The following is a 26,363-nucleotide window of genomic DNA, read 5'->3' on the forward strand; positions in this document are numbered from 1 at the left end:
GGCTTTTTTTATTTTCGAAATTTATGTTGCATGCATCATTCTGTATAAAAAATGTTTTATATATTCATACCGTTATAGTATAAAAATAAGAACATGACTATGATGATCTTTCCTGCACCTTACCTGATCATAGAGATAGGTAAGCGCTGAACAGGAAAAGTCTGCTAGAATTTCAGCAACTTTTTACATATAAAATAATTGTGGGAAAATATATGAGTAAGGCCCTACCTATCGCTGTCGCTGTATTACTCGGCGGTGCCGCACTTGTTCCTGTTTACTATGCAACTAAAACACCTGCTACGCAATCAGCAACATCAACTCAACCAGCTGCAAATGCTTCTGCTGTCGCTAAAATCAGTTATGCACTTGGTTATGAAGTTGCCCATCAAACGCCTCCAGAATTAGATATTGATAGCTTTGTCACTGGCGTTCGTGCGGGTCATGCTCGTGCAAAACCTGCATATACTGAAGAAGAATTACAAAAAGCATATGCTGAGTTCCAGCAAGAAATGCAAAACAAGCAGCTCGAAAGCAATAAGCAAGCACAAAGTAGCAGCGATAATTTCTTAACAGAAAACAAAAGTAAAGCTGGGGTTAAAACCACTGCTTCTGGTTTACAGTACCTAACAACGAAAGAAGGTACAGGTAAACAACCGCAAGCCACATCAGTTGTTAAAGTTCACTACACAGGTAAGTTAGTGGATGGCACAGTATTTGATAGTTCAGTACAGCGCGGCGAGCCAATTGAATTCCCACTGAATCAAGTGATTCCGGGTTGGACTGAAGGTCTACAGTTAATGAAGGAAGGCGGCAAAGCCACTTTATATATTCCTTCAAACCTAGGTTATGGTGCTCAAGGTGTTCCAGGAACGATTCCACCGAACAGTACTTTAATTTTTGATGTAGAACTCATTGAAGTTAAATAATAAAACCGGTACAGGAGAGCTTTTCGCTCTCCTGCTTTATTTTGAGACTCGGTCATGAAATTACAGATCAGTATGTTGTGTTTGGCACTCTGCTCAAGCACTGTATTTGCCAAAGATGTCAGTAATAAAAGTAGTGCTGCAGAACAAGTGGGTTATAGTTTTGGTTATTTAATGGGACGCAGTAATGCTGAATCCATTAAGGATTTGGATATTGATGCATTTGTTGCAGGTTTAAAGGCAGCTTCTAAAGGTCAAGCTTCGTCATTAACAGATGAAGAAATGACCCGTGCCTTAACCCAATATAAAAAGCAAACCGAAGCGAAACAACTGATTGAACTGAAGCAAAAAGCGGATGCGAATGCCACCATTGGTGCCGCTTTCCTTGCTGAAAATGCCAAAAAACCGGGCATTCAGGTCACGAAATCTGGCCTGCAGTATCAAGTCATTCAAGCTGGCAAAGGTAAGTCACCCAAAGCAAATTCAACAGTGAAAGTTCACTATGAAGGTCGCTTAATTGATGGTACTGTTTTTGATAGTTCAATTGCACGCAACCAACCTGCGATGTTCCAAGTGAGTCAAGTCATTCAGGGTTGGACAGAAGGTCTACAGTTGATGAAAGAAGGTGCAAAATATCGCTTCTTCATTCCTGCCAATTTGGGCTATGGTCAAATTGGTTCAGCAGACGTCATTGAGCCAAATAGCACGCTGATTTTTGATGTAGAGCTCATTGAAGTTCTCCCGAAATAACAATACTCTCTTTAGGAGCATCGACAAATCTCGGTGCTCCTCAATATTTCTTCTTTCCATTATTTTCTTTTACAATTTTTTTGATTGATTTGACTTAAAATTCACATTGATATCTTATATTTATTTCACAAAAACTCATTTCCCTTTATTTTAAGTCTTCATCAACTGCGTAGCCGCACATAAGGATTTGACCATGACCGTTAAAATTAAGACTCGCGAAATTCAATATACAGCAGCTGATGGAACTCAACTTTTTGGCTATTTTGCCGCACCAGAGTCAGACACTGCGGTCGCAGGTGTGTTAGTTGCCCCGGAATGGTGGGGACGCAATGAATATACCGAACAACGTGCGCGCGAATTGGCTGAACAAGGCTATGCTGCTTTCGCTTTGGATATGTATGGTGACAAAAAAGTCACCACTGATGCCAAACAAGCTTATGAATGGATGATGCAGACTTTTGATCATGCTGACACCATCGTGACCCGTGCGTCTGCTGCATTAAACACTTTGGCACAGCAAAAGGAAGTAAATGCAGATAAACTCGCAGCTATAGGCTTTTGCTATGGCGGAAAAGTCGTGCTGGATTTAGCTCGTTCAGGTGCTGAATTAAAAGCAGTGGTGACCTTCCATGCAACACTTGCTACAGCGACTCCTGCACAAACAGGACAAGTCCAAGCAGAGATTTTAGTGCAACATGGTGAGCTCGACTCGATGGTGAGCTTAGAAGATGTTGCGACCTTTAGAAATGAAATGGATGCTGCCCAAGTGCAGTATCAAATCAATATTTTTGAAGGCGCAAAACACGGCTTTAGCAACCCGATGGCGGATGAACGTGCCAAAGCCAACGGCGTAGATTTAGCTTATAACGCTGCTGCAGAACAGCAAAGCTTAGCGGCCATGTATGCCTTGTTAGCACGCCAGCTTAGTTCTTAAAGCGCTAAGAACCAATACCAATATTTAATTTATAAAAATGAGGAGAGCACAATGACAGAACTCAATTGTCCATATTGCAATTTTGACGAATATGACGTTATTGCAAAAAATGATTTTGGTGTTGTACTTCCTGAACCACATACACTGTCTAAAGGGCATGCTGTCATTGTCCCGCTACGTCATGTTGGTTCATTTTTTGAAATTACTGATAAAGAACGTAAAAGTTTAATGTCCTTACTTGAACAAGCGCGTAATGAATTAAATTTACGCTATCAACCCACTGGCTTTCATATTGGGTTTAATGATGGACAAGTTTTTGGCGAAGCCACTGAACATGTGCATATTCACATTATTCCACGTTATGAAAACCAAACATTGGCGCTCGATACCCGCTGGGGCTTTAAAAGCTAAACTTTAAATTTACACTCACTAAGGAGCCTCGGCTCCTTTTTTGATGGCCACTATTTTTGCATTTCCCCTGATATACAGTTTTCGTTTTGAACAAAAAGAATGACTATTGAAAGATGTATACTAGGCAGGTTTTTTCAATTTTGACTGTATTGCATGTTTAACTTTTCTGATGCCCTTCTTGACTGGTTTGATGTCCATGGTCGTCATGACTTACCGTGGCAAGTGAAGGATGACCCTTACAAAGTATGGGTTTCAGAAATTATGCTACAACAGACTCAAGTCAAAACCGTCTTACAATATTTTGATCGATTTATTCAACGGTTTCCGACTGTTGAAGATTTAGGCCATGCCTCTTGGGATGATGTGGCGCCCTATTGGGCTGGCTTAGGCTACTATGCACGGGCTCGGAACTTACACAAAGCCGCGGGTATTGTTGCACGTCAGGGACATTTTCCAAGCAATCTTGAGCAGTGGATGGAACTACCGGGCATCGGCCCGTCTACCGCGGGTGCGCTGATGTCTTTAGGTTTAAGACAATATGGCGTGATTATGGACGGCAACGTCAAGCGTGTATTGTCTCGTTTCTTTGCTATTGAAGATGATTTATCGAAACCTGTACATGAACGGGCCATGTGGCAACTGGCGACAGAGCTCTGCCCCACTGAACGCAACCACGATTATACCCAAGCGATTATGGATCTGGGTGCAACCGTTTGCACGCCGAAAAAACCGCTCTGTTTATATTGTCCCATGCAACAGCACTGCAAAGCACATGCACAAGGTTTAGAGACTGAATTACCTTATAAAAAGCCTAAAAAGCCTGTTCCAGTGAGAGAGGCTCAAGTCATGCTGATTCAATCTGCAGGAGAATGGCTGTGGATACAACGTCCGAATAGCGGTCTATGGGGCGGTCTGTGGTGTTTACCTATTTTTGATCAACCCCATGAGTTTCAATCCCACACTCAGCAACTTGGACTGAAACCTACCACCACTCAAGTGCAGATATCACATAGCTTTACCCACTTCACTTGGCTTTTAGAAGCTACTGTATTTACCGTTGCTGCCGATCAAAAAGAACATTTGGCCATTGAATGCAACGCACAGTGGTTTACACCGATACAAGCCACTGCACTCGGTATTCCAACCGCCATGAAAAAACTCATTTCTACGCTAGAACTCGAAAGCCATTCTATGCCATAGTTTTGAACTGCTCATCAATTGAATAGGGACAAATGTGACTCAAGGATTTTTTCAGCTTCGCAAAGGGTTGTTCGGCAGTATTGGTTTTATTTTGCTTTTACTCAGCGCCTGTACGTCAACTCCACCCAAACCATCAGGCAGTACATTGCCTGCTCATGAAGTGAAAAAATTACAAAACATGCGTTTATCCAATCAATTGCCTGTTCCTGTTCATCAAGTCAAACGAAGTGCGCTCAAGGATACTTGGGGCGCAGCGCGTAGCCAAGGACGAAGCCACGAAGGCATTGATATTATTGTTCCACGTGGAACAAAAGTTCTCAGTGCTACAGAAGGTTTAGTTGCTGACTTACGTAATAACAATTTGGGTGGTAAAGTGATATGGATTATGGGGCCCGCAGGTTCTTGGCATTATTATGCGCATCTTGATGGTCATAAACGTGGCTTAAATGTCGGCGACTATGTCAAAAAAGGTGATGTCATTGGCTATGTAGGTAATACTGGCAATGCTCGACATACTGCACCACATTTGCATTACGGCATTTACTTGGGTGGTAAAGGTCGCAATGCCGTTAATCCCTATCCGTATTTACGTTAATTTTAGGAAACATACATGTCAGAAGCGTTGATCAATCGTCTGGTGGAATTTGCAGAATCTGGTAATCAACAAAAAATCAGCCTCAATGGACAGTCTTATCAGGGCTGGATCATGGAGATCACTGAAGAAGCATTACTCATCAGCACCGGCTACGCAGACAAATCAGGTAAAGATGTATGGATTCAATTTGCCGATCTCGATCAAGCGGAACTGTTGTATTGGGACAATAAAAACGATCAATGGACAGTCTTTAAAATTTAAGTCGAAAAGGAGCATTCAACATGACGATACAACGCTGTGCTTGGTGCTCCGAAGATCCTTTATATATTGCCTACCACGACACTGAATGGGCTAAACCTAGCTTTGATGAGCAGCATCTCTTTGAAATGCTATGTCTTGAAGGACAACAAGCGGGGCTGTCTTGGATCACTGTGCTGAAAAAGCGGGCCTGCTATCAGCAGCATTTTTTTCAATATCCCATTGCCGAAATCGCAGCGTTGAGTGACCTACAATTACAAGAAAAATTACAAGATTCAGGTTTGATTCGCCATATCGGCAAACTCACTGCCATTCGTGATAATGCCAAAGCATGGCAACAGTTAAAAGCCCAAGGGATTCATCCTGTGGAATTTCTTTGGAATTTTGTCGAAGGACACATTGCCAATAATGATGTCGTTGAATATCGTAGCGCCCCTGCACAAACCGCTCAAAGTCAGGCCATGTCCAACGCATTAAAAAAGCATGGTTTTAAATTTGTAGGCCCAACGACTTGCTATGCTCTGATGCAAGCTATCGGCATGGTCAATGATCATGAAAATCACTGTGACTTTAAATACACGCACGAAGAATGACCTCAAAACATAAAGGATAGAATAATGAGTGACAATACAATCCACGCCTATGCAGCAATGAACAGTGGTGAAGCCCTTGTTCCCTACCAATTTGATGCAGGTGAATTACAAGCCCATCAGGTTGAAGTCAAAGTCGAGTATTGCGGTCTTTGTCACTCAGATATTTCTATTATCCAAAATGATTGGAAATCTTCGGTTTATCCTGTGGTCCCAGGACATGAAGTGATTGGAACCATTACCCAACTCGGCAGCGAAGCAAAAGGACTCAAAGTCGGACAACGTGTAGGCATTGGCTGGACAGCAGAAAGTTGTCAACACTGTGACTCGTGTATCGATGGTCGCCAAGTGCAATGTACCGGAACCAAGACAGCGACGATCGTCGGTCATGCAGGTGGCTTTGCCGACAAAGTCCGTGCGGGCTGGCAATGGGTTATTCCGCTTCCAGATGATCTCGACCCAACCAGTGCTGGCCCTCTGCTCTGCGGCGGGATTACGGTATTTGATCCCATCTTACAGCACCAAATTCAGGCCATTCACCATGTTGCCGTGATCGGCATTGGTGGTTTAGGTCATATGGCGATTAAATTGCTCAAAGCTTGGGGCTGTGAAATTACCGCATTCAGTTCAAACTTAGATAAAACCGATGAACTTAAAGCCCTGGGTGCTGACCATGTGGTGAATAGTCGTGATCTTGCCGCGATTAAAGCGCAGCGTGGTAAGTTCAATTTGATTTTAAGCACGGTCAATGTGACGTTGGATTGGCAAGCCTATCTTTCAACTTTGGCACCGAATGGAAGCGTTCACATGCTTGGCCTAGCACTTGAGCCGATGCAAATCCCCGCAGGTATGCTGATCAGTGGTGCTAAATCAGTTACAGGCTCATCAACTGGCTCTCCTGCTGCACTGCGTGAATTACTTCGATTCGCTGCACGTCAAAATATTGCTCCACAAATTGAAATGTATCCCATGTCTCAGGTGAATGAAGCGATTGAACGTTTGCATTCAGGAAACGTGCGTTATCGAATTGTGCTGAAAGCTGATTTTTAACGGCAAAAATCTAAGCCCAAAAAGCCTGCTGCATGCAGGCTTTTTTTGTATGCTTTATGGACTCATTAATCTAGATGATATTTGTGTTTCTGCATTCCTTACGCACCCAATCTGCAAGCAATAAAATGGCCTGCTGAATATCTACAGACAACTCATGCCCGGCATTTAGACGAATACAGTTGTTATAACGATTGTCCTCACCAAAAATTAAACCTGGCACAATATTGATGCCATGTTTTTGCGCATGGTAATACAGCGCCAAACTGTCTATTTGTTCAGGCATCTGCAACCACAGTGCATAACTGCCTTGAGGCCGATTTAGACGGATATCAACCCCTTGAAAAGCATCGTAAATAAACTGACGATACTGCTCGACTTGCACCATTAATTTAGGACGCAATTCAGCAAGATGTTGGCGATACGCACGACTAAAAATCAAATCGGCAAGTCCTAACTGCAAAGGCGTATTCACCGAATCATTTTGCAAAAGTAATTTCGGACGCAAATGTTGCAAATGTGGTGGAAGACAAAACCACCCCACCCGATAAGAAGGCGATAAAGATTTTGAAATCGACCCACAATAGATCACATAGCCCGCCCGATCCCAATATTTGATAGGCAATGGTCGCTTTGCATTGAAACTACACTCAGCATAAATATCATCTTCAATCACATAACATTGATATTTTTCAGCCAGTTGTGCAATTCGTTCCTTATCTTCATTACTTAAACAAAAACCCAAAGGATTTTGAAAATTTGCAGTCAATAAGCATACTTTCGCGCCTGAATCCCGCATCGCCTGCTCTAAACGATCTAAATCAAAACCTTCCGTATTGGCAGGAATTTCAACAATTTTCCGCTTTAATAAAGCCAATAATTGCAATTGCCCGTTATAGTTCGGCGTCGGGACAATGACACTCTCCCCTTCCGCACTCAGATTTTGCAACATCACTGACAAAGCAGGCATACAACCATTGCTGATGTAAATATCATCCTTAGGCATGTAAAAACCATCTTCAGCCCAATGTGCCGACAACGCTTCACGCAATTGTGGATGACCTTGCCGATTGTTATATAAAAAATCTTCTGGTTTACAATGCTTTAATGCCCTTTGGATTGAACGTCTGAGTGCTTCAACAGGAACAAAATTGGGGGACAACTGAATTGAACCCAAATGAATCAGGCGACTATTTGCAGATGCTTCATGGATCTGAATTTGCAATTCTAAATTCGAAATTTCACGTGGTCGGGAATCAAAATCAGGATGATTCGGCACGGCAATTTGCTGGGCTTTCTGTGAGGATTGTACAAAATAACCAGACTTTTCTTTGACATAAATCAGGCCTTTGGCTTCAAGTAATTCATAGCAGCGTTTCGCGGTATTTAAACTGATCTGATGCTGCTGTGAAAATTGACGTAGCGCGTAAAGACGCTGCCCTGCGGCCAATTCACCACTATAAATTTTCTGTGCCAACTGCTGCGCAAGCTGCTGATATTGAAAAGCCATCTGTACCCTTTTTTTAATCATTTTTGTATCTGTACCCATTAAGTTAACAGATTTAATCTGAATGCATCAGGTTGATATCTCAAAAATAACGATAGGGGGACAATTAAATGAATGACTTCACGCAGCTTCGAGCGGGTCTAATCATCATCGGCACACTCACGCTTATGGCGTGCCAACCCGAGCAGCACACTCAAGCTCAAAGCCAGCAAAATTTTATCTGTAAATCTTTAATTCAAGGTTTTTTGAGTGCCCAAAAACTGACGCAATATGAACTTGAACAGATCCAACCGATCACCAGCGGCGGGTTACATCAGCAGCTATATATTTATAAAGCCAAATCTGAAAACGGCATGAATATCATGCCGCAGCAAGCCAAACTTCGCTTTGCCTGTGAACAAATGACCGCGCGGCAATTTCAAATCAAGTTACATCCGCATCAATTTCCAGAACAGACCTTACTCAGCATCGAACTTCCAGAAACACAGCACATGCAGCAGTTGACTGCATTTCGCCTGCCTGAGATGCAAAGTCATTGATCGTTCATATTGAACTAAATCATTGCTAAGGCTTATTTTAAAATTTCGGGAAAGGTCGCAACAGTTTTGCTTTTACCCAACTGCACTTTCATTTTTTGTAGCATTTGATAAGGCTGTTGCTGCACAAACATATTCACGAAACTGAGCGGAATGGAGCCTTCCGGATTGGCATAGCCATAGGTCGACACTTTGACTTTTTGATTGCCTAAACGCTGGAAGGTCCAATCGCCCTCATAGTCGGTTAGACGTACATAATTGGGATTAATCGGATAACCTTTTTTAACTGCTTTATTTTGGATGCTAATGATGCCTTGTGCATCTTTACGCATTTTGCCTTGTACCACTAAATCACGGTCTTTCAAGGGAAAAGGAAAATCCAACACCATATATAAACTGAATTCACCTTTCTGGTCATCGCGGGATAAGACTTTGACACTGCCCATATAAGGGACCCAATTCACTGCATTTTCCACATCTAAAATCAGGGAAACCGCTTTTTCGATGGGCACATCAAAACTGGTTTCAGCTTTGTATTGAAAGACAGGATTTTGAGCATTTTGGTAGGTCCAAACCTTAATATTATTTTTATTAATCGTGAGTTTGGCATTATCCATAGTTTTCGCTTGTACTGCCGCAGTGAATGCGACAGCACAGGCCATAAAGATGACTTTTTTCATTCCATTGATCGTCTTATTTTAATTTTATGCTGTTGTTATAACGGATTTTAACGCGCTTTTATACGTCAATATCGTTAAAACCCAGTACATCTTTCATATCGTACTTACGTGCTTCACGACCAACTACCCATGCAGCTGCACGTACTGCACCAGAGGCAAAGTTCATACGGTTGGTCGCTTTATGGGTAATTTCAACACGTTCGCCATCCGCAATAAACATCGCAGTATGTTCACCGACAATGTCACCACCACGAATCGTTTGGAAACCAATGGTTTGACGTTCACGTGGACCCGTATGACCTTCACGGCAATACACAGCATCTTGTTTTAAGTCACGTCCTAAAGCACCGGCAATGGCTTCGCCCCACATTAGCGCTGTACCTGATGGTGCATCAACTTTATGGCGATGATGAGCTTCAATCACTTCAATATCTACAGTATCGCCAAACACTTTTGATGCCAATTCAAGAAGTTTGATTGAAACATTTACACCGACAGAATAGTTCGCTGCGTAGACCACTGGGGTTTCTGTTGCTGTTTCATCGAGATAAGCTTTTTGCTCATCATTCATACCTGTAGTACCAATGACAATCGCAACGCCTGCTTCACGGCAAAGTTTAAGATGCTGTGCCGTTGCTGCAGGTGCAGTAAAGTCGATCACGACATCACAATCTTTTAAAACTTCAGCAAGGTTACCAACAACCTTTACGCCAACCGCGCCAATCCCTGCAAGTTCACCGGCATCTGCACCGACCAAGCTACTTTCAGGACGTTCTACCGCAGCAGCCAATTGATAGCCAGCTTGCTGAACCGCCTGAATTAAGATGCGTCCCATACGACCGCCTGCGCCCAAGATACCAATACGTGGAGCTGCTGACATAACATTTTCCTAATGTTGATTCGAAATTGGTCTTACTATATCAAAACTCCATGCGCAGGCTAAGTTACAAACAAAAAAATCCTGCATTTTCCGAAGGACTTTTGCAAATCAAGCTCTTCGACAGACGCTGACTATTCCCTCACCAAGTTTGAGCATTTTCACGGTATGATAGGCGCGTTCTATTGATCTTGAATATTCATGAAAACCCTATTGTATCTTTGTGCGGCAGTCTGTATTGCACTGGCATGGCTGATTCCGATTCATTACCGACCTTGGGCCACGTATACCGGTGAGCTTTATACTTTCTTTGCCCTGTTTGCCTTAGCGGCAACGTTCTTTAAAGAAAAGCTCATGGTGGCAAAAATTTCCTTGCCCCTGTTGCTCTTAGCGCTGATTCCCTTCGTCCAATTGGCTTTTGGGCAGGTGTATTATTTTAGTATTGCCTTGCTCTGTATGCTGTTTGTGTTCAGCTTCTGGCTGTGTATCAATCTTGGTTTCAGCCTCTCGCAAGGTACGGAAAAACGCGAAAAAACCTTCCTATACCTAAGCTATACCTTTGTTGCATCTGGGGTCATGACGGGACTCATCGCAATATGTCAGTGGTTAGATTTCGACTCGTTTCTTCCTTTTGTGATGAAAATTAGTGGAACTACGCGCCCATTTGCAAACTTTGCTCAGCCAAATAACATGGCCACGTTTCTGCTCATGTCCTTGTTAGCCTGCTTATATGTTTATGAACAGCAAAAAGTTAAAACCCGCTATTTGGTCGCTTGTGCAATTCCTATTTTAATTGGGGTCGCGCTCAGCCAATCTCGCACCTCTTGGGTGGCAAGTATCTGTGTCCTAGTCTATTTGGCTTATGCACAGTACAAAGATTATATCCGTCTTCGCTGGTTTTACAGCTTGGCCTGGTTTATCGGCTTTGTGGCACTGATTGTATTGATGCCAAAATTAAGTCAAATCATGAGCCAAATGTCCGACATGAATATTCAAGAAAGTCGTGACGTAGTCAAACGTGCTGGTGGCGATATGTCTCGTTTAGCCATTTGGCAACAAATGGCGCATGCCGTAGCTGCACAGCCTTGGTTTGGCTATGGTTGGCATCAAACCAGTAGCGCTTTTGTCTCGATCTCTGACACGGTGCAAGGGCCTGTATGGATTCGTAGCTCACACAATTTTATTTTGGATTTCTTATTGTGGAATGGCGCCATTATTGGTGTGCCGTTCTTGGCCTATTTCGCTTATTGGGGCATCCAATTACAGAAGTTAGCCAAGTCTGCATTATCTGTGATTGGCCTATTGATGGTCGGTGTCTTCGTTATTCATGCCATGTTGGAGTTTCCGCAAAACTACGCATATTTCTTACTGCCTGCGGGTTTTATTATCGGGATTCTTCAAGCAGCGAAGCCACAGACGGCTACTTTGAGCCTGTCTCCGTGGTTTATCCGCATTGTTTTCGTGATTGGCGCAGTGCTGATTACGGTGATTTATCGTGATTATGCCAATGCAGCGATTCAGCTGGGTCAGGCATCAAAATATGAAAAAACACCGGAGAAAATCACCAACTATGAGCCGATCTATTTACTCACAGAATTTAGACATCGGGTAGCGATTATTCGTTTAAATCCGTACTCCATCGTTTCTGAACAAACCATTCAGGATACTGAAAAATTGGTTCGCAGCTATCCAGCGAAATACCACATCATTAAATATGCACGTTTATTGGCATTTAATGGTCGTGAGGCTGAAGCACGTCATCAGCTACAGCGTCTTAAAAATATCTATAGGCTCGACATGAGCTATGAGAGTTTATTAGCGCCTATATCACAGCCGAAACCTTAAAATGCTCAATAAAAAAGCCTGCAATTATGCAGGCTTTTTTATAGCTAAGTTCACATCACAGCGAACTCAAGCAAATCGTATCAATTAATCAAATAAACGGTCGAAGAATGATTTTTTCTTCGGAGATGATTTATTGTCATCGCCATCCATCGTGTCTTGTAACTCTTTCAACAATTCACGTTGACGAGCCGTTAAGTTCACAGGCGTTTCCACCACAATACGGCAGAGTAAGTCACCGGTCATGCTGGTACGTACAGGTTTCACACCTTTACCACGCAAACGGAACAATTTACCGGTTTGAGTCCCTTCAGGTACTTTCAAGCTCACACGACCATCGAGTGTCGGAATTTGAATTTCTTTACCCAATGCAGCATCTGCAATGCTTACAGGCACATCCATATACAGGTCAGCGCCATCACGTTGGAAGATTTCGTGTTCACGTACCACCACTTCTACATATAAGTCGCCTGCTTGGCCATCACGGATCGCCTCACCTTTGCCACTTAAACGTACGCGGTCGCCATTGTCCACACCTGCAGGAATGGTCACCTCTAAAGTTTGCTGACGGTCAGAAACCCCTGAACCATGACATTTATTACATGGGTTCTTAATGATTTTACCTTGACCACGACAGGTGCTACAGGTTTGCTGCACAGAGAAGAAGCCCTGTTGCATACGCACTTGACCTGCACCATGACAGGTTTTACAGGTTTCAACATCGTTTGGATTTTTAGATCCTTTACCATCACAGGCATCGCATGGCGCTGGTGCAGTAAAGGTAATGGTTTTTTTCACGCCCTTCACAGCTTCCTCAAGGGTAAGCTCCATGACATAGCGTAAGTCTGAACCACGGCGTGCACGTTGCTGACCACCACGGCCACCACCGCCAAATGCGCCACCGAAAATGTCGCCAAACTGACTAAAGATATCTTCTGCGCTAAATCCGCCACCGAAGCCGCCGCCGCCCATGCCGCCTTCAAACGCTTGATGTCCCATACGGTCATACATACTGCGTTTTTCGCCATCAGAAAGAATTTCATAAGCTTCGGCAGCTTCTTTGAATTTTTCTTCAGCTTCTGGGTTGTCTGGGTTACGGTCAGGGTGATACTTCATCGCCAACTTACGGTAGGCTTTTTTAATTTCATCATCACCTGCGGTTTTAGAAACGCCTAAAACCTCATAATAATCACGTTTAGCCATGTCTGGCGATGCTCCTCACGGAATTTAATTTAATACTTAACTGTGGTCTGAAATTGGGGAATCAAACCATTTTTTCAAGGGGTAGGCAGGAAAAAAATAAATCGACTTAGAAAACAGCCTTATTTTTAACGAATTTGGATAGACCTTGGATCCATGCATTTAATAAATACAAAAAGGCAATCGCAGCAAAGACCACACCAATTACCGTGCATGCAGTCACCCAAAGATAGGTGTCCCAATAATAGAAAAATAAAGGAATAAACCACAGTGCGGCAAAAATGGCCATCATGGAATAAATCACGACGGTGCGCATGACCCAAAGCGCTTGGGCTTGGAGCCAAACTTCTGCAGAATCGATTTGAGTCACTTTGCGTGCAAAGCCGTAGGCAAATACACCACTAATCAGGGTAAATAAAGCGAAAAACATGAAGACATAAGAAATCGCAACATAACGGCGATACTTAGCTAAACTCTCTGCTGTCATCTGTGATTCAACCCCGTACACCACAATATGCCGCGCTGCACTTGTGGTTGTTTTACTTTTTAAAAATGTCTTTGTAGATCAGGTGCTACTATAGAGAAAAATTCAATATTTCGCACCCAATATTATGGCACTTTTAAGGATTCTGCTGAGTTTTTTTCACTTTAAACCACTGTGCATATAACGCAGGTAAAAAGAACAAGGTCAGCAGGGTCGCCACGATCAATCCACCCATAATCGCCACGGCCATTGGACCGAAGAAAATACTGCGAGAAAGTGGAATCATCGCCAATACAGCGGCCAATGCAGTCAGCACAATTGGACGGCAACGACGTACCGTCGCATTGATAATCGCATCCCAAGCCGACTCCCCAGACTGAATATCTTGTTCAATCTGATCAATCAAAATCAGCGAATTGCGCATAATCATTCCTGACAGTGCAATCGTGCCGAGCATTGCCACAAAACCAAAGGGTTTATTGAACAATAACAGGAATAACACCACGCCAATAATGCCCAAAGGTGCAGTTAAAAATACGATCATCGCCCGTGACATGCTGCGTAATTGAATCATCAATAAAGTCATGACAACTGCGAGGAATAGTGGCATGCCCGCATTTACAGAAGTTTGACCACGTGCTGACTCTTCCACAGTACCGCCTACTTCGAGGAGATAACCATTCGGCATTTCTGCACGTAAATGATCAAATGAATCTTTTAACTCACCCACCACCGTTGCAGGTTGCAATTTACTGCGAATATCCGCACGCACAGTAATGGTCGGTAAACGGTTACGATGCCAAATCAGCCCTTCTTCAAAGCTATACTCAATTTTCGCAATCTGCGCCAATGGTACTGAACCACCATTGCTGGTCGGTACAGCCAAACTGCTGAGAGAACCGACATCCAATCGCTCCGCTTGATCACCACGCATCCGAATTTCAATCAGCTCTCGTTTCTCACGATACTGATTAATCACCGCGCCACTGATTGAACTATTCAGGAAATTGGACAGATCTAGACTGGAAACCCCCATTTGACGTGCGCGATCTTGGTCAATGTCCAGTTTAATGACTTTGCTTGGCTCACCCCAATCCAAATGCACATTGGTGGTGTTCGGGTTTTCACTGACTTTTGCAGACACCCGTTGTGCCCACTCACGCACCAAGCTCAGATCTTCACCTGACACGCGGAACTGCAATGGATAACCCACAGGTGGGCCATTTTCTAAAAGTGAAACGCGAGTACGTACTTCAGGTAAGAGCTTACGGATTTCTTCTGCTAATGACTGGCGGATTTCATTGCGATCATCTAAAGATGAAGCCAATACCACAAACTGAGCAAAACTGGCTTGGGGTAACTGCTGATCTAGAGGTAAATAAAACCGCGGCGAACCTGTCCCCACATAAGCCACAAAATTATCAATGCCCTGTTTTTTTGACAAGAACGCTTCGACTTTTTTTACGGCCGCTTCTGTGGCCTTCAGTGAGGCGCCTTCCTCAAGCTTTAAATCCACTAAAATTTCAGCACGGTTTGACGGTGGGAAGAACTGCTGTGGTACGGTTTTAAACATTAAAATCGATAACACAAAAATGCCAACCGTCGCGGCAATCACCGTCTTGCGATAGGTCACACAAGTGTCGACCCAACCACGGAAACGTTGATAAAACGGAGACTGATAAGGATCATGATGTTCACCGGCATGATGCACCATCGGCTGAGGTTCAGGTTGTTTGCGCAAACGTGCCCACAGGCGCTGATACCACGGGGCTTTTTGTACCAAATCTTTGTTGAAATCGGGCAGTAATTTATCCCCCAAATAGGGAACAAACAGCACTGCTGCAAACCATGACACCACCAATGCAATAGTGACCACTTGGAAAATCGAGCGAGTATATTCCCCAGTACTCGATGCTGCTGTGGCAATCGGCAAAAAGCCTGCCGCAGTAATTAGCGTGCCTGTCAGCATTGGAAATGCGGTGGTGCGCCATGCATGTCCGGCGGCTTGTAATCGGCTATAGCCCTGCTCCATTTTAATCGCCATCATTTCGACGGCAATAATCGCATCATCCACCAATAAACCGAGTGCGAGAATCAATGCCCCCAAAGAAATCTTGTGCAACCCGACATCAAACATCTGCATACCAGCAAAAGTCATGGCCAAGACCAATGGAATGGAAAATGCCACAACTAATCCTGTACGGAAACCCAAGGAGAAGAAGCTCACCAACAGGACGATAATCACCGCCTCAGCGAGAACTTTCATAAACTCATTGACGCTGCGCTTCACGGCTACAGGCTGATCCGACACTTTTTTCAGTTCCATGCCCAAGGGCAAGGTTTTTTGCAAGCGGGCAAATTCTGTTTCAAGGTTTTTACCTAAAGCCAAAATGTCGCCACCTTTACGCATCGACACGGCAATGCCTAAACTATTTTCACCCATAAAACGCATACGCGGCTGCGGTGGATCACTAAAGCCCCGATGTACATCTGCTACATCACCCAATTGAATGGTTCGACCATTCACCAATAAAGGCATCTGACGCAGTTCATCAATGTTTTGTAAATTGCCGCTGACACGCACTTGAATCCGGTCTGAATTGGTTTCAAAAAATCCGGCACTGGCAACTGTGTTTTGCTGCTGCAAGGCTTGTTGAATCGCCGTCACGGGTATGCCCATTTGCGTGGCTTTGGTGTTGGAAATTTCAATCCAAACTTTTTGATCTTGTAGACCAATCAAATCCACTTTCGCAACGTCTTTGACCCGTTGCAATTGCAGTTGTAAGCGGTCGGCATATTCCTTCATGGTGGCATAGTCGAAGTCTTTGCCGGTCAAGACATAAATGTTGCCAAAAGTATCGCCAAACTCATCATTAAAAAATGGTCCCTGCACGCCAGAAGGCAATTGATGTTTAATGTCGTTGACCTTTTTACGTACCGTATACCAAACATCCGGAACTTGCTGTGAACGTAGGCTGTCTTTAGCGACAAATGTCACCATGGATTCACCCGGCCGTGAATAGGCCATAATCCGTTCATATTGCCCGGTGGTCATCAGTTCCTTTTCAATACGATCCGTTACCTGCATTGAGACTTCTTTGGCTGTTGCTCCAGGCCAATAAGTTTGGATGACCATGACTTTAAAAGTAAATGGTGGGTCTTCACTCTGCGACAATTTGGAATACGACACGATGCCAATAATGCCCAGTAAAATCATAAAATAGAGGATTAAGCCTTTATTTTTCAGTGCCCACTCTGACAGGTTAAAATTCATGATTTCGCGCCTCCAGAAATTTGGACAGCACGATTTTCACGGTCAACTGGATTAATTTTTTGTTTTTCACGCAGTAGATGCACACCGCCGACCACCACATAATCATTTGGATTGAGACCACTCAATACGGGTACGGTTTCACGGCCATATTCACCCAAAGTCACCGGAACTTTACGCACAGTATGATCGGCATTCACCACCATCACATAGGCCTGCTGACCACTGGCAGACACACTCGAAAGCGGAACTTGAATGACGTTGTGCTGTGCTTTATTTAAAAAGACTCTAGCACTTTGCCCCAATTGAATTGCGCTATTGCCTTCACGCAATGCCACTTTGACACTATATGTACGTGACTGATCTGCGGCAGGGCTAATTTCACGCACATACGCAGCAAATTTTTCCTGCGGTTTAGACCATAAAATGACCCATGCATCCTGCCCGACTTTAATATCGGTTACAGCTTGTTCCGGCACCCCAATCACCACCTCTCGTTCACCAGCAATCGCCAACTGATAGGCGGGCTGACCAGCTGAAATCACTTGGCCAATTTCAATATTACGCTCAGTAATCACACCATTTTTATTGGCAATCAATTGGTTATAGCCGGTTTGATTACGACTGACATCATAGTTAGATTGTGCTTGTTTTAAATTGGACTGCGCAGCTTTGTACTGATTATCGACTGCATCATACTGTGAGCGACTCACGGCATTGACTGGTAGCAATTGCTTGAAGCGCTTTAATTCATCTTCAGCAATTTGCGCTGCGGAACGTGCGCTTTCAAGCTGTGCTTGTGCTGCATTCAGTTGTAATTGTGCATCTTTGACATCCAGTTTTGCCAAGACCTGCCCTACTCGGACTTGATCACCAACATCGACATAACGTTCGGTAATTTGTCCGCTGACACGAAAAGCCAATGCCGTTTGCTGACGGGCTTGCACATCACCTGCATAACTTTTTTGTTCAAAATGGCTTGCACTCGGCTGAGTCACCATCACAAATGGAACTTCCTGTTCAGTTTGGGCTTTATCCTTGCTGCATCCCCATAAGGTCACACTGCAAACGATGATCATGCTGACAACTGTGGTCTTAATCGTACTCATGAAGTTCGCTCTTAATAAAAAGTCTTTTTTAGGGCAGAATATTATTCAATTAGTTTGGTTATTTTTTAATTAATAAACCATGCGGTACATTAATTAGATTATTTATCCGAAATCAATGACCTTTTCGCCTTTTTTGGAATTTTTTCAGCAAATGAACGTCGGCCGCCCGAAAGACTTAGAAAAACGACAACGCATTTTAGAGTCGGCAAAGCAGCTATTTTTAGAAATGGGCTATCACGGCTCCAGTATGAATCAAATTGCGCAACATGCAGGGGTCACCAAACTCACGGTGTATAACCACTTTCAAGACAAAGCGACTTTATTTACCTGCGCCATTGAAGACACATGCGAGCACATCTTAAGTACCCGTCCACGTGAACTCACAGCTGACAGCAATTTTATTGTGGTGTTAAACGAAGTCTGCGAACTCGCCCTGAACATCGTCAATTTGCCAGAAGCCATTAAGCTCGATTTGTTGCTTTTAGAATTAGCTGCTGAACATAGCCCTTTGGTCGAGCAATTTTATCGTGCTTCACATTTGAAAATGCGACAGGTTTGGGAAAATTTCTTTCAAGATGCAGCGGCTTTAAATTTCATTCAGCAGGATCATCCTGCCCGACAAACTGAACTGATTGTGTCGCTACTGATGGGACTACGCCATCAAGAAGTCTTATTGGGCATGCGCCCAGTACCTGAAGCAGCAGAGCGGCAGGCCATTATTCACTCTGCCATCGACATCTTTATGCTGAAATATCAACTCGGCACGCAAAACTAAGCATTTTCTGAAATATTTCAACGCTAAACTGAAACAAATGGCATAGCTATTGCTCATTTAGCTAGAAAAGTCATCCGACTTTTGTCTGTACCCCCTTTTGCCACGGCACTTTCGGGGTATAGTCGAGACAGGAATACGCGGAGAAATAACAAATGATTCAACAAATTGATGCTCCATTACGTGAAGACGTGCGCTTACTGGGCAATTTATTGGGTGAAACCCTAAAGCAGCATGCAGGACAAGATTTGTTTAATCAGGTAGAGCAAATTCGTGCTTTGTCTAAAGGCGCGCGCGATGGACAAGTTGAAGCCGAAAAACAGTTAGAACAATTATTTTTAAATTTAAAAGATGAAGAAATTCTGCCACTGACCCGTGCATTTACGCACTTTCTCAACTTTGCCAATATTGCCGAACAATACAATGTGGTGCGCAGCCGTCGCCAAAGTGAGTTTGATGAGCAAGCGCCCTCACCGAATCCACTGGATCATTTATTTGAAAAATTTAAAAGCAATAACATCAGTGCGGAACAACTGTTCCAACAAATTTGTGAATTAAAAATTGAACTGGTCCTGACTGCACATCCAACTGAAGTCAGCCGCCGTACCTTGATCCAAAAATATGATGGGATTAATGATTGCCTGTTTAAAATGGATCAGCAAAAACTTACGCCACGCGAACGCAAAGCCGTACTGGATGATTTAAAACAACTGATTTGCTCGGCATGGCAAACCGACGAAATTCGTCAACACCGTCCGACGCCTGTCGACGAAGCTAAATGGGGCTTCACGACCATTGAACAGACCTTGTGGAATGCTGTACCCAAATTCATGCGTGAATTGGATGGCATGGTTCAAGATCATTGTGGCAAGACCTTGCCTTTAAATGTTGCCCCTGTGCGCTTTGCATCATGGATGGGCGGTGACCGTGATGGTAACCCAAACGTCACCCATAACATTACTCAAGAAGTGCTTTGGCTTTCACGTTGGAAAGCTGCCGACCTGTATTTACGCGATATCGAAGACCTACGTTGGGAACTTTCGATTCAAGAATGCAGTAAAGAACTCAGTGATGCTTTGGGCCATTTCCACCCTGAACCGTATCGTGAATATCTACGTGATGCGCGGGAACGCCTCAAAGCCACTCGTCACTGGTTGGCACTAAAACTCCGTGGTGAAGATGCTGACGATAGCCAAGTCATTAAAAGCCGCCATGAGTTGCTTGATCCACTGTTGGTTTGCTATCGCTCTCTGATTGACAGCGGTTTACCTGAAATTGCCAATGGTCAGTTACTCGACTTTATTCATCGAGTGAATTGCTTCGGTATCGAATTACTCAAACTCGATATTCGTCAGGAGTCGACTCGTCATCGCCAAGCGATTTCTGCCATTACTGAATATTTAGGTTTAGGCAATTTTGAAACATGGACGGAGCAAGCCCGTCAAAACTTCTTGATTCAGGAACTGCAAAGCAAACGTCCACTGCTACCGAAGTTTTTAAATGAGCCAAAACAAAGCCTGATTGAACATCCAGATGTACAAGAAGTCTTTGCGACCATGCGCACTTTGGCAGAACAGCCACCTGAAAGTTTAGGGGCTTATATTATTTCCATGGCCGAACATCCAAGTGATGTCTTGGCCGTATTGTTACTGCAAAAAGAAGCCGGCATCAAACAAGCGCTACGTGTCGTGCCACTGTTTGAAACCTTAAAAGATTTGGATGGTGCAGCCCGTACCATGAATACCCTATTTAATATGCATTGGTATAAGCAGCATATTCAGGGTAAACACGAGGTGATGATTGGCTATTCAGACTCAGCCAAAGATGCGGGCTTTATGTCGGCAAACTGGGCGCAGTATCGTGCACAGGAAGAATTAACCGCAGTTGCGAAAAAACATGATGTACAACTGACATTATTCCATGGCCGTGGCGGTTCAATCAGCCGTGGTGGTGCGCCGACACAGCAAGCGCTGTTTTCACAGCCACCAGGCTCGATTTCAGGTGCAATCCGTGTCACAGAACAAGGGGAAATGATTCGCTTCAAGTTTGGATTAGAAGGCATTGCCTTACAAAACCTAGAAATTTACACCGCAGCGACCTTAGAAGCGACCTTATTGCCACCGCCTGAACCGAAACAGGAATGGCGTCAGCTCATGCACAGCATGACGGATCTGTCGGTACAGGTGTATCGTCAAACCGTGCGTGAAAATCCGCATTTTGTAAAATACCTACGGACTGTGACACCCGAACTGGAGCTACAAATGTTACCGCTCGGATCACGCCCAGCCAAACGTAAAGTCAGCGGTGGAATTGAGTCATTGCGTGCGATTCCGTGGGTATTCGCATGGACGCAAATTCGTTTAATGCTACCTGCTTGGCTGGGTACAGGTGCTGCGATTAATCAGGTGATTGATCAGGGTCAAAAAGCAACCTTAGAAGAAATGCTACAACAGTGGCCTTATTTCCAAACGTTAATTGATATGTTGGAAATGGTCTTGTCTAAGGCTGATGGCCATGTGGCACTATATTATGAGTCTCATCTGACAGATGACGCAGACCTCAAACAGTTGGGCGAAGAGTTACGTCAGCGTTTACGTGATGCGGTACAAACGCTATTAGCACTCAAAGGTGAATCGAAATTACTTAGCAGTAACGATGTGCTCGACCAATCCATGAAGGTGCGTAAGCCTTATTTATTGCCGCTACATTTACTACAAGCCGAACTGATGAAACGCCGCCGTGCATACCTTGCCGAGCGTCAAGCTGAAAATACCCCAGTCGACCATGCGTTGATGGTCAGCATCGCGGGTATTGCGGCAGGTTTGCGTAACACTGGCTAAATCTTCCAAGTTTTCAAAAAGCACACAGAACCGTGTGCTTTTTTTTTGACCAGTCATATTGGTTTTAATTTATTTTGGAATATATAAAATAAGAAAAATTTATGAAGTATTGACTCTTATCCTATTGGATTAATTGCATGATTTAATGCCTTTTTTACACCCTTAAAACTTTTACCATTTGGTAAATTTACATGTAAAGTCATGTAATTAGTTTGAACAAAATATTTTTAAAAGAGATTAAATCTTCTAAAAAACAAGAGTATGATGTGCACAATTTATCTATTGAGTGCTCATTTTATGTCCAATTGGTTTCCCAAATGGCGCCCGTACGAAGGCAATATTGATGCACGTCCTGTAGGTACAAATGAGTACCTACCTCCGGTGCAAAGTGTTGTATTGGGGATACAACATGCCTTTGCAATGTTTGGTGCAACGGTCCTTGCGCCATTTTTGATGGGCTTTGATGCCAACCTTGCGATTTTAATGTCGGGGATCTGTACCATCCTGTTCTTCTTTATGACAGGTGGTCGTGTACCAAGTTATTTAGGCTCTAGTTTTGCCTTTATTGGTGTGGTGATCGCGGCAACCGGTTATGCAGCATCAGGTACTGGCGCGCCAAATGCCAATATCGCGATGGCAGCAGGCGGGATCATGGCCTGCGGTATCTTATATGCCATTTTTGGTTTTATCGTGATGGCAACGGGTACACGTTGGATTGAAAAACTCATGCCGCCTGTCGTTACAGGTGCAGTGGTGATGATTATTGGTCTGAACCTTGCCCCAGTGACCATTAAAGGGGTTGCCGGTAATAACTTTAATATGTGGATGGCATTAGTCACTGTACTGTGTATGGGTTCGATTGCTGTGTTCACCAAAGGTTTATTACAACGTCTATTACTCTTAGTTGGCCTTCTACTCGCTTACTTGGTGTATTACATCATTTCCAATGTCATGGGTCATGGCACACCAATCAACTTCGTTCCAGTACAAGAAGCCGCTTGGTTTGGTGTTCCTCAATTCCATTCGCCTGTTTTTGATTTCAATGCCATGCTGATCATTGCACCGATTGCGTTGATTTTGGTGGCTGAAAACTTAGGTCACATTAAAGCTGTGGGCGCGATGACAGGTGAAAATCTCGATCCGCACATTGGTAAAGCTTTTGTTGCTGATGGTGTTGCAACCACGCTTTCAGGCGGTGTCGGCGGCCCAGGTATGACCACTTATGGTGAAAACATTGGTGTGATGGCAGTGACTCGCGTTTACTCAACCATCGTCTTTGTCTTTGCAGGTGTCTTTGCCATTTTCCTTGGTCTTTCACCAAAATTTGGCGCGATTATTCATACCATTCCACAAGCGATTTTGACCGGTGCCTCTATTGTAGTGTTCGGTTTGATTACCATTGCCGGTGCTAAAATCTGGATTGAAAACAAAGTTGATTTCTCTAAAAACAAGAACCTGATGGTGGCTGCAGTGACCATTATTTTAGGTACGGGTGACTTTGCATTACAATTCGGTAACTTCAATCTAGGTGGTATTGGTACCGCAACCTTTGCAGCCTTGATTTTGAACTGGTTCTTTAGCTTAGGCGATAAATCAGAATAAGCCTCCAAAGCATTAAAAAAAAGAATACAATATTCATTTGAAAAGCGGCCGAAAGGTCGCTTTTTTTTATAGCTACACTTTCGGTAAGATAAGGCATTAGCCAAGGAATACACCCTATGCGACTGGATTTGTTCGACCTTCAATTGGTGCTGCACATTGTAGACAGCGGCAGTCTGACCAAAGGCGCTGCTCGTTCTGCCATCTCGCTACAAGCAGCCAGTGAACGGATTAAAAAACTCGAACAGCAATACCGCACCGCCCTGTTCACTCGCCAAGCCAAAGGGGTCAAACTGACTCTTGCCGGTCAAACCTTGGTTGAACATGCACAGCGCATCTTAGGTGAGGGGCAACAATTAGAACACGCGATGCTGCCCTTTGCCCATGGGTTAAGTTCCAATATGACCTTATGGTGTAATTCATCTGCACAAAGTGAATATTTACCGGTCTTGTTACCACGTTATTTGCTTGAAAATCCCAACACACAAATTGAGCTGCATGAAGCCGAGTCTAAAGACATCATTGCAGCGATTGAACAAGGCAATGCACAACTAGGTCTAATTTCGGGTTTCTTTAAATCCGAAAAGTTACAAACACTTGAGTTTGCAAATGATCCTTTGGTACTGATTTGTCCTATAACTCATGAATTGGCCTCGATATCTAGCGTCAAACCCGCAGAGATTTTAAATTATTCCTTTGTCGGTTTGATGCAATATCATTCCTTGCAACAATCGATCGAGGCTCAAGCCAAATTATTCGGCTGTGAAATTCAGTATCGGCTACGTTTGCCGAACTTTGCCGCGATCGCGCAAGTGGTGGCGAATGGTGTGGGCATTGCCATCATACCAAAACGTGCGGCCCAACGATTACTCAGTTTGTATGCCTTTGCACAAGTTGAGCTCAGCGGTGACTGGGCCAATCGAAAATTGCTCCTCACCGCACGTAATTTTGATGATTTACCCTTAAATTATCAGCATTTTAGTCAGTTTTTACTGTCACAAAAATCTACTTTAGATGGCCAAGTCTAGGCTTTAAATCACGCCAAACTGGTGCAGCATCATATAGCCACCGAGGGCAATCAACCCGATAAAAAACACCTTACGGAATTTTTGTTCTGGAATGCGGTAACGGATTTTTTTCCCTGCCCACATACCAATGAGCGCAGGAATCAGTGCCATGGCTGACATGGCATAATCAATCGGAAGATCTTCCACAGGATTTTGCTGTAAGAACACTGCCAAACAAATGGTTGATGTGGTAAAGGCCAAACCGAGTGACTGTACAAGATCATCGCGTTTGAGCTGCAAACCTTGCAAATATGGTACTACCGGGATCACCACCACACCTGTGGCTACAGTCAGCGCTCCACCGAGATAACCGATCATTGGAGATAGCCATTTTTCATGTGGTGCAAAGTTCGGCAAGCTTTTCGCACAAAGCCCATACAGTCCGTATAGTGCCAACATGCCCCCCAGTAAAGCTTCACTTTTAAATTCACCATGTCCTAACGTTGGAAAAATACTCCAAATTGAACCGACGATAATCCCAAGTAACAAGGGCCAAAAGCGTTGAATTAGTCGCAACACCTGCCCTTCGGCAAATAGTTGCCAAAAGTTGGTCACCATAGATGGAATGATCAATAACGTGGCTGCCTGAAATGGACTGATCACCATGGTGAGGAAGCCCATCGATACCGCTGGCAGGCCTAACCCAATCGTGCCTTTAATCAGACCTGCGATTGCAAAAACTGTGATGACGAACCAAATCATGGCGAAACTCGCTGAAGAATTGGTTCTATGCTATGCAATTCAGGCGCTTTGAAAAATCAGTGTTTTTGGAATAGAGCCTCAATAAAAAGTTGAGGCTAGGTTATAGCGTCTAAAGCAGATAGCGTAGATGGGCTAAACAAACTCTTTTGATTTCGAATAAGTTATAAGCGTATTGGTGGAATAGTGATATAAAAACCGTTCCAATATGCTGTTTACTAGAACGGTTTTTAATAAAATATTGATACTTATAGAAAAATTTCAAGAATTTCGTATAACGTGTATTATGTTAATTTTAGGAAAGCTTAATAAATCCGTGTTTAAAAATTAAACTAGAAAGATTTTGTATTACTATCAATTTAGAATTCCTCTCTTATAAATCTTATTTAATGACGCTATCTTTTTGTATTGATGAAGCTATTTTATCAATGGTAGTACGAACACGTATTGGTAAGAAATTTGATCTTTTCCATACAATTTGAATAGGATAGTTAGTACTTGAATAGTTAGTAAGTAGGTGTATTAATTGACCACTTTGTATATATTCTTGAATCAACCAGGAAGGTAACCAACCAATTCCTCCGTGCATTAGTACATAATCTAATATGCTTTTTATGTCATCCATTTGAACTTTATTTTTTGGCAAATATTTCATAGTTTTATGATGAGAACTTTGAAATATCCACTTTTCAAGCTGCCCATTTTTCAAATATCCAATAGTCTGATGGTTATCTAAATCTTTGATGCTCTCAGGAACCTGGTATCTTTTTAAATATTCAGGTGTGGCACAGAGCCACATTGCATGCTCAGAAATCTTTTTAACCATTAATTGACTATTATCTTCTAAATTACCAATTCTTATCACTAGGTCATAATTATCTTCAATTAAATCAATATAACGATCATTAAAAGAAAGAACCATATTCAAATTTTGATGTTCATCTGCTAAGTCTCTTAATATCGGAACTATGAACTTTTGTCCAAATAATACAGGCATAGAGATACGTATCATTCCCTGAATATTTTGATTATTACTTTCAAATAATGAACCGTACCGGGTTTGTCGGAGACTTTTTTATTTAAGTTAGGCCACCTGACCTAACGGGTTAATCTTATCATAGTACATTGCTTCAAACTCAAAAGGCGATACATAACCCAGTGCACTGTGTACA

Annotated in this window: 24 protein-coding genes; 15 read left to right on the top strand and 9 right to left on the bottom strand. The window is 43.3% G+C overall.

What is annotated here, in order from left to right; translation table 11 throughout:
* Window positions 1–212: 212 nt before the first annotated feature.
* From FTU12_RS11515 to FTU12_RS11555, 9 genes are all read left to right on the top strand, one after another.
* On the top strand, window positions 213–926 hold the full coding sequence (locus tag FTU12_RS11515; RefSeq protein ID WP_078191625.1) for an FKBP-type peptidyl-prolyl cis-trans isomerase: 714 nt from the start codon (window positions 213–215) through the stop codon (window positions 924–926).
* A 54-nt stretch (window positions 927–980) separates the two neighbouring features.
* Complete coding sequence (locus FTU12_RS11520; RefSeq protein WP_180063337.1) at window positions 981–1,673, top strand: FKBP-type peptidyl-prolyl cis-trans isomerase; 693 nt, start codon at window positions 981–983, stop codon at window positions 1,671–1,673.
* A gap of 193 nt (window positions 1,674–1,866) precedes the next feature.
* The gene (locus FTU12_RS11525; protein ID WP_180110064.1) at window positions 1,867–2,607 is read left to right on the top strand and encodes a dienelactone hydrolase family protein; all 741 of its coding nucleotides are present in this window, start codon (window positions 1,867–1,869) and stop codon (window positions 2,605–2,607) included.
* Between the two features lie 51 nt (window positions 2,608–2,658).
* Window positions 2,659–3,018, top strand: a complete 360-nt coding sequence (locus FTU12_RS11530; protein WP_078191628.1) for an HIT family protein — start codon at window positions 2,659–2,661, stop codon at window positions 3,016–3,018.
* Window positions 3,019–3,171: 153 nt separating this feature from the next.
* Window positions 3,172–4,218, top strand: a complete 1,047-nt coding sequence (gene mutY, locus FTU12_RS11535; RefSeq protein ID WP_180042050.1) for an A/G-specific adenine glycosylase — start codon at window positions 3,172–3,174, stop codon at window positions 4,216–4,218.
* 67 nt (window positions 4,219–4,285) lie between these two features.
* Window positions 4,286–4,813, top strand: a complete 528-nt coding sequence (locus FTU12_RS11540; protein ID WP_218955638.1) for a M23 family metallopeptidase — start codon at window positions 4,286–4,288, stop codon at window positions 4,811–4,813.
* A gap of 15 nt (window positions 4,814–4,828) precedes the next feature.
* Complete coding sequence (locus FTU12_RS11545) at window positions 4,829–5,074, top strand: hypothetical protein (protein ID WP_078191630.1); 246 nt, start codon at window positions 4,829–4,831, stop codon at window positions 5,072–5,074.
* A 20-nt stretch (window positions 5,075–5,094) separates the two neighbouring features.
* The gene (locus tag FTU12_RS11550) at window positions 5,095–5,664 is read left to right on the top strand and encodes a DNA-3-methyladenine glycosylase I (protein ID WP_180103126.1); all 570 of its coding nucleotides are present in this window, start codon (window positions 5,095–5,097) and stop codon (window positions 5,662–5,664) included.
* Window positions 5,665–5,688: 24 nt separating this feature from the next.
* Window positions 5,689–6,711 (top strand): NAD(P)-dependent alcohol dehydrogenase, encoded by a 1,023-nt coding sequence (locus FTU12_RS11555; protein WP_078194099.1) that lies wholly within the window; start codon window positions 5,689–5,691, stop codon window positions 6,709–6,711.
* Window positions 6,712–6,781: 70 nt separating this feature from the next.
* On the opposite strand, the gene FTU12_RS11560 is transcribed toward FTU12_RS11555, so the two are convergent.
* Entirely contained in the window at window positions 6,782–8,218 is a 1,437-nt protein-coding gene (locus tag FTU12_RS11560; RefSeq protein WP_180103125.1) for a PLP-dependent aminotransferase family protein, read from the bottom strand.
* 107 nt (window positions 8,219–8,325) lie between these two features.
* Between FTU12_RS11560 and FTU12_RS11565 the strand changes: the two genes are divergently transcribed.
* Complete coding sequence (locus tag FTU12_RS11565; RefSeq protein ID WP_257223240.1) at window positions 8,326–8,754, top strand: hypothetical protein; 429 nt, start codon at window positions 8,326–8,328, stop codon at window positions 8,752–8,754.
* A 32-nt stretch (window positions 8,755–8,786) separates the two neighbouring features.
* On the opposite strand, the gene FTU12_RS11570 is transcribed toward FTU12_RS11565, so the two are convergent.
* Both FTU12_RS11570 and dapB read right to left on the bottom strand, forming a co-directional pair.
* Window positions 8,787–9,431 (bottom strand): START domain-containing protein, encoded by a 645-nt coding sequence (locus tag FTU12_RS11570; protein ID WP_180066868.1) that lies wholly within the window; start codon window positions 9,429–9,431, stop codon window positions 8,787–8,789.
* A 58-nt stretch (window positions 9,432–9,489) separates the two neighbouring features.
* A complete protein-coding gene (gene dapB, locus FTU12_RS11575) occupies window positions 9,490–10,311 on the bottom strand; it encodes a 4-hydroxy-tetrahydrodipicolinate reductase (protein WP_078194102.1) in 822 nt (273 codons plus the stop codon).
* A gap of 198 nt (window positions 10,312–10,509) precedes the next feature.
* Here dapB and FTU12_RS11580 point away from each other — a divergent pair, with 198 nt between their 5' ends.
* Entirely contained in the window at window positions 10,510–12,153 is a 1,644-nt protein-coding gene (locus FTU12_RS11580) for a PglL family O-oligosaccharyltransferase (protein WP_180114413.1), read from the top strand.
* A gap of 84 nt (window positions 12,154–12,237) precedes the next feature.
* Here the strand turns inward: FTU12_RS11580 and dnaJ are convergent, their stop codons facing one another.
* The 4 genes from dnaJ to FTU12_RS11600 form a co-directional block, all read right to left on the bottom strand.
* Window positions 12,238–13,353, bottom strand: coding sequence for a molecular chaperone DnaJ (gene dnaJ, locus FTU12_RS11585; protein ID WP_180114414.1), 1,116 nt, complete (start codon window positions 13,351–13,353; stop codon window positions 12,238–12,240).
* A 106-nt stretch (window positions 13,354–13,459) separates the two neighbouring features.
* Complete coding sequence (locus FTU12_RS11590; protein WP_078194105.1) at window positions 13,460–13,837, bottom strand: hypothetical protein; 378 nt, start codon at window positions 13,835–13,837, stop codon at window positions 13,460–13,462.
* A gap of 133 nt (window positions 13,838–13,970) precedes the next feature.
* The gene (locus FTU12_RS11595; RefSeq protein WP_180114415.1) at window positions 13,971–17,108 is read right to left on the bottom strand and encodes an efflux RND transporter permease subunit; all 3,138 of its coding nucleotides are present in this window, start codon (window positions 17,106–17,108) and stop codon (window positions 13,971–13,973) included.
* The gene (locus FTU12_RS11600; RefSeq protein ID WP_180114416.1) at window positions 17,105–18,214 is read right to left on the bottom strand and encodes an efflux RND transporter periplasmic adaptor subunit; all 1,110 of its coding nucleotides are present in this window, start codon (window positions 18,212–18,214) and stop codon (window positions 17,105–17,107) included. Before FTU12_RS11600 ends, FTU12_RS11595 begins: the two co-directional genes overlap by 4 nt.
* Window positions 18,215–18,365: 151 nt before the next feature.
* On the opposite strand from FTU12_RS11600, the gene FTU12_RS11605 reads away from it, so the two are divergent.
* The 4 genes from FTU12_RS11605 to FTU12_RS11620 all read left to right on the top strand — a co-directional run bounded on the left by FTU12_RS11605 (window position 18,366) and on the right by FTU12_RS11620 (window position 24,453).
* Entirely contained in the window at window positions 18,366–18,989 is a 624-nt protein-coding gene (locus tag FTU12_RS11605; RefSeq protein ID WP_180114417.1) for a TetR/AcrR family transcriptional regulator, read from the top strand.
* Window positions 18,990–19,141: 152 nt separating this feature from the next.
* The gene (gene ppc / locus FTU12_RS11610) at window positions 19,142–21,826 is read left to right on the top strand and encodes a phosphoenolpyruvate carboxylase (protein WP_180114418.1); all 2,685 of its coding nucleotides are present in this window, start codon (window positions 19,142–19,144) and stop codon (window positions 21,824–21,826) included.
* Window positions 21,827–22,123: 297 nt separating this feature from the next.
* Window positions 22,124–23,428 (top strand): solute carrier family 23 protein, encoded by a 1,305-nt coding sequence (locus tag FTU12_RS11615; RefSeq protein WP_180005350.1) that lies wholly within the window; start codon window positions 22,124–22,126, stop codon window positions 23,426–23,428.
* A gap of 116 nt (window positions 23,429–23,544) precedes the next feature.
* The gene (locus FTU12_RS11620; RefSeq protein WP_180114419.1) at window positions 23,545–24,453 is read left to right on the top strand and encodes a LysR substrate-binding domain-containing protein; all 909 of its coding nucleotides are present in this window, start codon (window positions 23,545–23,547) and stop codon (window positions 24,451–24,453) included.
* Between the two features lie 3 nt (window positions 24,454–24,456).
* On the opposite strand, the gene FTU12_RS11625 is transcribed toward FTU12_RS11620, so the two are convergent.
* Window positions 24,457–25,194 carry a sulfite exporter TauE/SafE family protein gene (locus tag FTU12_RS11625; protein WP_180114420.1) on the bottom strand — a complete coding sequence of 246 codons (738 nt, stop codon included), beginning with the start codon at window positions 25,192–25,194 and terminating at the stop codon, window positions 24,457–24,459.
* 379 nt (window positions 25,195–25,573) lie between these two features.
* A complete protein-coding gene (locus FTU12_RS11630; RefSeq protein WP_373684162.1) occupies window positions 25,574–26,212 on the bottom strand; it encodes a LysR substrate-binding domain-containing protein in 639 nt (212 codons plus the stop codon).
* Window positions 26,213–26,363: the final 151 nt, after the last annotated feature.

The organism is Acinetobacter sp. YH12063, from assembly GCF_013419715.1.
GTDB classification, from domain to species: Bacteria; Pseudomonadota; Gammaproteobacteria; order Pseudomonadales; family Moraxellaceae; genus Acinetobacter; species Acinetobacter amyesii.